At 70.8% G+C, this 8,633-nt stretch carries 8 protein-coding genes; 3 read left to right on the top strand and 5 right to left on the bottom strand.

Annotated features, from left to right (window positions below):
- On the bottom strand, positions 1-1,284 hold a 1,284-nt coding region (locus HV824_RS33240), incomplete at its 3' end, for a cytochrome c (RefSeq protein WP_176425061.1).
- 141 nt (positions 1,285-1,425) lie between these two features.
- Here HV824_RS33240 and HV824_RS33235 point away from each other — a divergent pair.
- Positions 1,426-2,562, top strand: coding sequence for an aminotransferase class V-fold PLP-dependent enzyme (locus HV824_RS33235; protein WP_176416441.1), 1,137 nt, complete (start codon positions 1,426-1,428; stop codon positions 2,560-2,562).
- Positions 2,563-2,574: 12 nt separating this feature from the next.
- On the opposite strand, the gene cysK is transcribed toward HV824_RS33235, so the two are convergent.
- Both cysK and epsC read right to left on the bottom strand, forming a co-directional pair.
- Complete coding sequence (gene cysK / locus HV824_RS33230) at positions 2,575-3,495, bottom strand: cysteine synthase A (protein ID WP_176416442.1); 921 nt, start codon at positions 3,493-3,495, stop codon at positions 2,575-2,577.
- A 21-nt stretch (positions 3,496-3,516) separates the two neighbouring features.
- A complete protein-coding gene (gene epsC, locus HV824_RS33225) occupies positions 3,517-4,362 on the bottom strand; it encodes a serine O-acetyltransferase EpsC (RefSeq protein WP_176416443.1) in 846 nt (281 codons plus the stop codon).
- Between the two features lie 175 nt (positions 4,363-4,537).
- Between epsC and HV824_RS33220 the strand changes: the two genes are divergently transcribed.
- On the top strand, positions 4,538-6,187 hold the full coding sequence (locus HV824_RS33220; protein WP_176425060.1) for an AMP-binding protein: 1,650 nt from the start codon (positions 4,538-4,540) through the stop codon (positions 6,185-6,187).
- On the opposite strand, the gene HV824_RS33215 is transcribed toward HV824_RS33220, so the two are convergent.
- On the bottom strand, positions 6,174-6,560 hold the full coding sequence (locus HV824_RS33215; protein ID WP_176425059.1) for a TfoX/Sxy family protein: 387 nt from the start codon (positions 6,558-6,560) through the stop codon (positions 6,174-6,176). The two genes, HV824_RS33220 and HV824_RS33215, sit on opposite strands and share 14 nt — an antisense overlap.
- 57 nt (positions 6,561-6,617) lie before the next feature.
- Positions 6,618-7,553 (bottom strand): LysR family transcriptional regulator, encoded by a 936-nt coding sequence (locus HV824_RS33210; protein ID WP_176416446.1) that lies wholly within the window; start codon positions 7,551-7,553, stop codon positions 6,618-6,620.
- Between the two features lie 70 nt (positions 7,554-7,623).
- On the opposite strand from HV824_RS33210, the gene HV824_RS33205 reads away from it, so the two are divergent.
- The coding region (locus tag HV824_RS33205; RefSeq protein ID WP_176425058.1) for an MFS transporter at positions 7,624-8,633 on the top strand (1,010 nt) is incomplete at its 3' end.

The following is an 8,633-nucleotide window of genomic DNA, read 5'->3' as shown; positions in this document are numbered from 1 at the left end:
GGCCAGCGCCGTGGGAGCGGGCGCCGTGGGGCTGGCCGCAGCGTGTTTCGCGGACGGCGCGGAGTCCACGCCCGGGTGGGGGGCGCCAGGCTCCGTGCGCGGAGCTGCGCCAGCGCCGGTCGCCGAGGCCGTCACGCTGGCAGGGGCTTCTGCTCCCAGCGTGTCCCGCGGGATGGCCGGGGTTTGCGCGGGGGAGACGGACGGAGCCGAGGTGTCTCCCGCTGCTTCCTTCACGGAACCCCTGGCACCGGGCGCATCCCCAGCGCGCGTCTCATCGGGCGCGCTGGCCGGTGCTGCCTCGGGGCGTGTCTCCGCGCGCTGCTCCTCCGCCACCCAGTCCGGGCGCACCGACGCCGCGGTGAGCCGTGGCCGCGCGCCCTTCACCGCGTTCTCCCTGTTCGGCACCGAGCGCAGATAGTCATAGAGCGCTCGCGCCTCCACCGCGTCCATGCCCCGGAAGCGAGGCATGGGCGAGCGCAGCACGGAGCCATCCGGCGCCAGCCCGTCACGCACCGCGCGGGTGAAGTCCTCCAGCGTCCAGTGCGCCAGCCCCGTCTCGTGGAAGGTGATGTTGCTGGAATGAACCTTCCGTCCCTCCGGGTCGACGAACGCCATGCCCCCCGCGAACACGTCATCGCCCTCTGTCTTCCGAGGACTGAAGCCATCCGTGTGACACGAGGCGCAGTCATAGACGTCATGCGCCATGTAGTGGCCGTACTCCCGGGTCGCCGCCTTGGGCGGCACGGGGATGCCCGAGGCGGGCCGCTCCACGGGCTCGTTCCCGGTGATGAAGCGGAAGCCGATGCCGCCGAAGAAGCTGAACTCCGACGGGGGCGCGGGCACCGAGTCCGGCGTGAAGAGCGGATGTCCGGAGCGCATGAAGCCCAGCACCGCCGCCAGGTCCGCGTCGCCCATGCCGTAGCTGGGCATCACCATCAACCGCCCATCGCGGCTCACGGCGTAGCGGATGGCCCGCGCCAGTTCTTCATCCGTCATGGCGCCGATGCCCGCCTCGGCATGCGACGTGAGGTTCGCCGCGTAGAAGCGCCCCATGTACGAGGGCAGCTCGCGCAGCGGCGCGCCCGACGCCGTCTCCGCGTCGCCGCCTCGGTGACAGGACTCGCAGCTCGCGTGGAAGATGGAGGCCCCTCGCTCCAGGGCGGCGGGGGACAGGTCCGCGCGGATGGGCGGGTAGGGCGCGTGGACGGTCCCAGCGCAGCCCGCCAGCAGGGCGGCTCCCACGAACAACGTGCTCCTCATGGCGTCCTGGAGGGTGCGGCGCATGGGTCCTTCCGCGTCGAGCAGGCCCTGACGCATATCGCATCCCCGCGAGAGACGGAAAACCCACCCCCTCTGTCCATGGCGGACACCCGGCCTTCACGAGGTACGGCGCGGCGCGGCGACGTGGCTACACTCCCAGTCACCATGACGCGCTCGCTCGAGTCCTACCGCGACCTCTTCCCCGTGCTGGGGGAGCAGCTCTACCTCAACCACGCCGGTGTGGCCCCCACCAGCCTGCGCGTCGCCGAGGCCGTGCGTGGGTGGATGGATGACGTCGTCCACCACGGCATCAAACACGAGCGCGGCTGGGAGGCCCACTGCGAGCGGGTGCGGGGCCTGGCCGCCCGCCTCATCAACGCCGAGCCTGGTGAGATGGCCTTCGTGCGCAGCACCAGCCACGGCCTGGGCCTGGTGGCCGAGGGGCTGGACTGGAAGCCCGGCGACGAGGTCGTCGTCGCCTCCTCGCTGGAGTACCCCTCCAACGTCTATCCCTGGCTGCACCTGAAGGACCGCGGCGTGACGGTGCGCGAAATCCAGACGCCCGAAGGGGGCGTCACGCCGGAGGCCGTGGCGGCCGCGCTCACCCCGAGCACCCGGCTGGTGGCGGTGTCTTCCGTACAGTTCGCCACCGGCTACCGCACCGACCTGGACGCGGTGGGCGCCGTGTGTGAGCGGGCGGGCGTCCTGTTCTGCGTGGACGGCATCCAGAGCGTGGGCTGCATCCCCGTGGACGTGAAGAAGAGCCGCATCCACTTCCTCAGCGCGGACAGCCACAAGTGGATGCTGGGCATCTCCGGCATCGGCTTCCTCTACGTGGCCAAGGACGTCCTGCCCAGGCTGCGGCCCGTGCTGGTGGGCTGGCGCAGCACCACCGACCCGTGGAACTTCAACCGCAGCCACTTCGAGCTGCGCCCGGACGCGGGCAAGCTGGAGGAGGGCAGCGCCGCGTACACCGGCATCTACGCCCTGGGGGCCGCGCTGGAGCTGCTGCACGAGGTGGGGGTGGACGCCAGCTCCGCGCGCATCCGCGAGCTGCTGGGCCAACTGGACACGGGGCTGCGCGGGCTGGGCTGCGACGTGGGGCCCGCGCCGGAGCACCGGGCGGGCATCCTCACCTTCCTGCCTCCGGAGGGCGAGGCCGGCGCGCTCGGCGCGTGGCTCACCGGACGGGGCGTGGCCCTCTCGGTGCGCCGCGGGCGCGTCCGCCTCTCACCCCACTTCTACAACCTGCCCGAGGAGATGGACCGGCTGGTGGAGCTGGTGCGGACGCACCGCGGCTAAAGGGCCCTGGGACTACTGGGCCGGGAAGAGCGGCTCGATGGAGAGGTAGCGCTCGCCCGTGTCGTAGTTGAAGACGAGCACGCGGCTGCCGTCGGTCATCTCGCCCAGCTTCTGATTCACGGCGGACAGCGCGGCGCCGGAGGAGATGCCCACGAAGATGCCCTCCTCACGCGCGGCGCGGCGGGTGAACTCGAAGGCGTCCTCCTCGGCCACCTGAATCGCGCCGTCCAGCGCGTCCTGGTGCAGGTTCTTCGGGATGAAGCCGGCGCCAATGCCCTGGATGGGGTGCGGGCCCGGCTGGCCGCCGCTGATGACGGGCGACTTGGTGGGCTCCACGGCGAGGACCTTCAGCTTCGGCCAGACCTTCTTGAGCTCCTCGGCGCACGCGGTGATGTGGCCGCCGGTGCCCACGCCGGTGATGAGGTAGTCCAGCCCCTCCGGGAAGTCCTTGAGGATTTCCTGCACCGTGGTGCGGCGGTGGACCTCGATGTTGGCCTCGTTCTCGAACTGCTGCGGCATCCACGCGTTGGGCACCTGCGACAGCAGCTCGTTGGCGCGGGCGATGGCGCCCTTCATGCCCTGCGCGCGCGGGGTCAGCTCGAAGGTGGCGCCGTAGGCGGCCATCAGCCGGCGGCGCTCGATGCTCATGGACTCCGGCATGACGAGCACCAGCTTGTAGCCCTTCACCGCCGCCACCATGGCCAGGCCGATGCCGGTGTTGCCGCTGGTCGGCTCGATGATGACGCTGTCCTTCTTGAGCAGGCCGCGCTGCTCCGCGTCCTCAATCATGGACAGCGCGATGCGGTCCTTGATGCTGCCGCCCGGGTTGGCGCGCTCGAGCTTCATGTGGACCGTCACGCGGGACGGAAACAGCCGGTTGATGCGCACGTGCGGCGTGTTTCCGATGGTCTCCAGGATGTTGTTCACCTTCATATGGGGGGCCTCGTCGGTGGGTCAGATGTGGAATTCGAGTGCGTCCAGCGAGCCGTCCGCGCCGCGCTGACGCACTTCGCTGCGGCGGGTCACCACGGATTGAGACGGGATGCTCTGCGTGAGCCAGGCGTTGCCGGCGATGATGCTGCCCCGGCCCACCACCGTCTCACCGCCGAGGATGGTGGCGTTGGCGTACACCACCACGTCGTCCTCGATGGTGGGGTGGCGCTTCTTGTCCGTCAGCCCCTTCTCCACCACGAGCGCGCCCAGGGTGACGCCCTGGTAGAGCTTGACGTTGTCCCCAATCAGCGTCGTCTCGCCGATGACGACGCCGGTGCCGTGGTCGATGACGAAGCGCCGGCCGATGGTGGCGCCCGGGTGGATGTCCACGCCGGTCCGCTGGTGCGCGAACTCGGTGAGCAGGCGGGGCAGCAGCGGGAAGCCCAGGGCGTGCAGCGCGTTGGCCACCCGGTAGATGGCGATGGCGGTGAAGCCCGGATAGGTGAGGATGACCTCGTCCACGGTGCGCGCGGCCGGGTCCGCCTCGAAGATGGCGTCCGCGTCCTGGCGCAGCCAGTCGTAGAGCCCGGGCAGCCGCTCCATGAAGCGCGCCGGCAGGTCCCGCTCGATGCCCGGGTACAGGGGCGCGAGCGTGTCCCGGATGCGGTGGAGGCTGGCCTCCACGGTGGTGACGTCGCGGTGGACGGCGGCGGCCGTACACTCCAGGCGGTCTGCGAAGTGGGGGAAGAGCAGGCCCAGCACCTGGCCTACGAATTCGGGAGCGGCGCGCCGCACGTCCGCAGGGAAGCAGTGGCGCTGCCGGGCTTCCAGCAGGGCCGCGACCAGCCTGGCGTTGGAGTCATCCATGAGCCCCCGTTTCTAACGCGGCGCGTGGGCTGGCTGCACGGCGTAATGGCAGATTCCAGAGCCGACTGTCATTTCCCGGGAGGGGGCAGGCCCCTGGGGGCCCTGGCTGGCGCGCGGTGGACAGCGGAGTTTCGCGGCGCTTGCCGCGTGTCCCACCAGGCGGGACGATGACGCCATGTCCCAAAGCCCGGTCCCTTCCTACGCTCATGGCACCAGCACCACCCCGCTGCTGGGGGAGACGATTGGCCAGAACCTGCGCCGCACCGTCGAGCGCCACGGGGACCGGGAGGCGCTGGTGGTGGCGTCCCAGGGGTTTCGGGCCACATATCAACAGCTCTGGGCGCTCACCTCGCAGGTGGCCCGGGGGCTGATGGCCCTGGGCGTCCAGAAAGGGGACCGGGTGGGCCTCTGGTCACCCAACCGGTTCGAATGGGTGGCCGTCCAGTACGCCACGGCCCGCATCGGCGCCATCCTGGTCAACATCAACCCGGCCTACCGCACCTCGGAGCTGGAGTACGCCCTCAACCAGTCCGGCGCGAAGGTGCTGCTCCATGCGCGGAGCTTCCGGCGGACGGACTACCGGGGCATGGTGAAAGAGGTCCAGCCGCGCTGCGGCGGCCTGGCGACGGCGCTGGTGCTGGAGGACGACTGGCAGCGGCTGCTCGATGGCGCGAAGGCGGTTTCCGAGGACGCGCTGGCCTCCCGCGAGGCGTCGCTCCAGTTCGATGACGCCATCAACATCCAATACACGTCGGGAACGACAGGCTTTCCGAAGGGCGCCACGCTGTCGCACCACAATGTCTTGAACAACGGCTTCTTCATCGGGGAGGCCCTGCGCTACGGCCCCGAGGACCGGGTGTGCATCCCGGTGCCATTCTATCACTGCTTCGGCATGGTGATTGGCAACCTGGCCTGCACCAGCCACGGCGCCACCATGGTGATTCCCGCCGAGGCGTTCGACCCGCTGACGGTGCTCCAGACAGTGCAGGCCGAGCGCTGCACGTCGCTGTACGGCGTGCCCACCATGTTCATCGCGGAGCTGGAGCATCCGCGCTTCGGTGAGTTCGATTTGTCGACGCTGCGCACCGGGGTCATGGCGGGCTCTCCGTGCCCGGTGGAGGTGATGAAGCAGGTGCAGTCGCGCATGCACATGCGCGAGGTGACCATCTGCTACGGGATGACGGAGACGTCGCCAGTGTCCACGCAGAGCGCGCTGGATGAGCCGCTGGACAAGCGCGTGTCCACCGTGGGGCGCGTGCACCCGCACCTGGAGGTCAAGGTCATCGACGCGGGCACGGGGGCGGTGGTGCCGCGTGGCTCGCAGGGTGAGCTGTGCACGCGCGGGTACAGCGTCATGCTGGGGTACTGGGCCAACCCCGAGGCCACCGCCGCGGCCGTGGACTCCGCCGGGTGGATGCACACCGGCGACCTCGCGGTGATGGACGACGAGGGCTACGTGAAGGTGGTGGGCCGCATCAAGGACACCATCATCCGGGGCGGTGAGAACATCTCCCCGCGCGAGGTCGAGGAGTTCCTCCACACGCACCCGGGCGTCAGCGAGACGCAGGTCATCGGCGTGCCGAGCAAGAAGTACGGCGAGGAGGTCATGGCCTGGGTGCGCGCGAAGCCGGGCGTGGCGCTCACCGGCGAGGAGCTGACGCGGTTCTGCGCGGGCCGCATCGCGTCCTTCAAGATTCCCCGCTACTGGAAGTTCGTGGACGCGTTCCCGATGACGGTGACGGGCAAGGTGCAGAAGTTCAAGATGCGCGAGGCGTCCGTCGTCGAGCTGGGGCTGGAGGACGCCGCGGCCATCAAGACGGCTTGACGCGCGAGGCGCGCTTCTTCGCGGGCGCCTTCCTGGCCTTCTTCAACGCGGCCCGGTTCGCCGCGTCCACGGCCTTCCGGGCCCAGGGCAGGAGCGCGTAGGCGTCATCCGCGGCGTCCGCGGGCGGGGTCCAGTAGCCCATCTCCACCGGGGCGCCCTTGCCTTCGTAGACGAACGGCCGGCAGCCGGCGGCCTGGAAGTCCGGCCTGGTGACGTCATCCACCTTCAGGAACAGCTGCCCGTCGCCGATGAGCCCGAACATCCGTCCGCTGAAGTAGAGCCCCCAGCCGCCGAACATCGACCGCGACCGCACGGGCCCCAGCTTCTCCAGCAGTTCCACCGTGTACTCAACGAAGCTGTCCGTCCGGGCCATGAGGCGTCTCCGTGTCTCGGCGGGCCTCGTGAAGGCGGCGCCACCGGCCGCGGCACGCTAGCGCACCCGCGGGCCTGGAGCGGCCTTCCTCGTGCCCCAGGGTTCGGGCATGGCGCGCACGCTCTCCACGATGAAGGACTTGAGCGCCCGCGCCGCGGCCGTGAGGTAGCCCTCTCCCCGGTGAATCAGCGCGACCTGCCGCTTCAGCCCGGCGCGCGCCAGGGTCACCACGTCGAAGCCCTGGGCATGGTGGTCTCGGGCCATCAACTGCGGCACCACCGCGACGCCCAGGCCGCGCTCCACCATGCGGCGCATGGCCTCCGCGTTGTCCGTCTCCACCGCCAGGCGAGGTGTCACGCCCCGCGCCTCGCAGGCGGCCTCCATGGCCCGGGTGCCGCTCATGCCGGGGATGACGACCCAGGGCTCTCCCACGACCTCGTCCATCGTCACGGGCTTGCCTGACTTCGTCAGCCGGTGGCCTCGCGGGACGGCGAGCACCAGGGACTCCTCCCACAGTCGCTGCGCCACCAGGTCGGCGCGCCGCGCGGGCAAAGAGAGGATGGCCAGGTCCAGGGCGCCGCGTGCCACGCCTTCTTCCAGGGCCGGCGCCAGCCCCTCGCTCAGTCGCGGCTGGACCTCCGGGAACTGGCGAGCGAAGGCCGGGATGATGTCCGGCAGCAGGTACGCTCCCACGGTATGCAGCGTGCCGAGCGACACCACGCCGTGTGGCGTCCCCGACAGCCGCTCCAGCTCCGAGGTGCCCGCCGTCAATGCGTCCAGGGCCCGCTGGGCGTGAGGCAGGAAGCGCTCTCCCGCGTCTGTCAGCACCGCGCCGCCGGGCGTGCGGACGAGCAGGCGGGTGCCCAGCGCCGCTTCAAGCGACTGGAGCTGCCGGGAGAGACCGGACTGGGACAGCCCCAGCCCACGCGCGGCGGTGGCCAGGCGTCCCGCCCGGGCGACTTCGAGGAAGGCTCGGAGCTGTTCGGAGGTCATGCGGATTCCGCAAGGAGCCTATGCGGAAGATGCGGTTTCCGCATGGGGGCATGGGGCGTACAGAGAGGTGATGGACGGAAGCGGCGTCACAGCGGAGCCCATGGCCAGCGCGCGTCCCGGCGTGGCGCGGCGGACAGCGACGGGCGCGGTGTTGCTGGCCCTGGTGGTCAGCGCGTTCGAGGGCACCGTCGTGACGAGCGCCATGCCCACCATCACCCGGGAGCTGGGAGGTCAGCACCTCTACTCGTGGGTGTTCTCCGCCTTCCTCTTCGCCTCCACCGTCGGCGTGCTCGTCTCCGGGAAGCTGGCGGACCGGCTGGGCCGCAAGCCCGTCTTCTTCTTCGGCATGGGGCTGTTCCTGGTGGGCTCGGCGCTGTGTGGGCTGGCGGACTCGGTGCCGGGGCTCATCGCCTTCCGGGTCATCCAGGGCCTGGGCGCGGGCGCGCTGCAGCCCACCACACTCACCATCACCGCTGACCTCTACACGCTGCGCGAGCGCGTCGCCGTGCAGGGGCTGTTCACGGGGGCCTGGGGCGCGGGCAACGTCGTGGGGCCGCTCATTGGCGGCTGGCTGGTGATGCACGCCTCGTGGCGCTGGGTGTTCCTGGTCAACGTGCCGGTGGGCCTGTTCGCCGCGGCACTGCTGTACCTGTCTTACCGCGACCCGCCTCGCCGTTCGGAGGTCCGCATGGACCGGTGGGGGCCCGTGCTCGCGGGCTGCTCGGCGGCGCTGCTCCTCTTTTCGCTGGAGCCGGGCGCCGCGAGCCTGCGGTGGGCCTGCGCGCTGGCCGCCGTGGGCGCGGGCTGGCTGCTGGTGCGGCAGCAACGCGCGACGGTGTCTCCGTTGCTCCCGGCGGAGCTGCTGAGAGACCGCGCGGTGCTCAGCGGCGTCGTGGGCGGCATGGCGGGTGGCGCGCTGCTGTACAGCATGGCCGCGTGGGTGCCGCTGTGGATGACGGAGCAGGGCGGCCACACGCCGCTGGCGGCGGGGCTGGCGCTGCTGCCGATGCTGCTGGGCTGGTCCGTGGGCTCCACCTTCGGCGTGAAGCTGCTGGTGTGGGGGGGCATGCGGTTGAGCGC

The organism is Myxococcus sp. AM009 (assembly GCF_013372605.1).
In the GTDB taxonomy this organism is placed as follows: Bacteria; Myxococcota; Myxococcia; order Myxococcales; family Myxococcaceae; genus Myxococcus; species Myxococcus vastator.
The sequence above is the reverse complement of the archived record's forward strand: the minus strand, read 5'-3'. Positions and strand labels throughout refer to the sequence as shown.

Bases quoted from the DNA above. Each gene is read 5' to 3' on its own strand.
- HV824_RS33210 (WP_176416446.1), bottom strand. From the start codon at position 7,553: ATGACCTCCGAACAGCTCCGAGCCTTCCTCGAAGTCGCCCGGGCGGGA.
- HV824_RS33235 (WP_176416441.1), top strand. From the start codon at position 1,426: ATGACGCGCTCGCTCGAGTCCTACCGCGACCTCTTCCCCGTGCTGGGG.
- HV824_RS33215 (WP_176425059.1), bottom strand. From the start codon at position 6,560: ATGGCCCGGACGGACAGCTTCGTTGAGTACACGGTGGAACTGCTGGAG.
- epsC (WP_176416443.1), bottom strand. From the start codon at position 4,362: ATGGATGACTCCAACGCCAGGCTGGTCGCGGCCCTGCTGGAAGCCCGG.
- cysK (WP_176416442.1), bottom strand. From the start codon at position 3,495: ATGAAGGTGAACAACATCCTGGAGACCATCGGAAACACGCCGCACGTG.
- HV824_RS33220 (WP_176425060.1), top strand. From the start codon at position 4,538: ATGTCCCAAAGCCCGGTCCCTTCCTACGCTCATGGCACCAGCACCACC.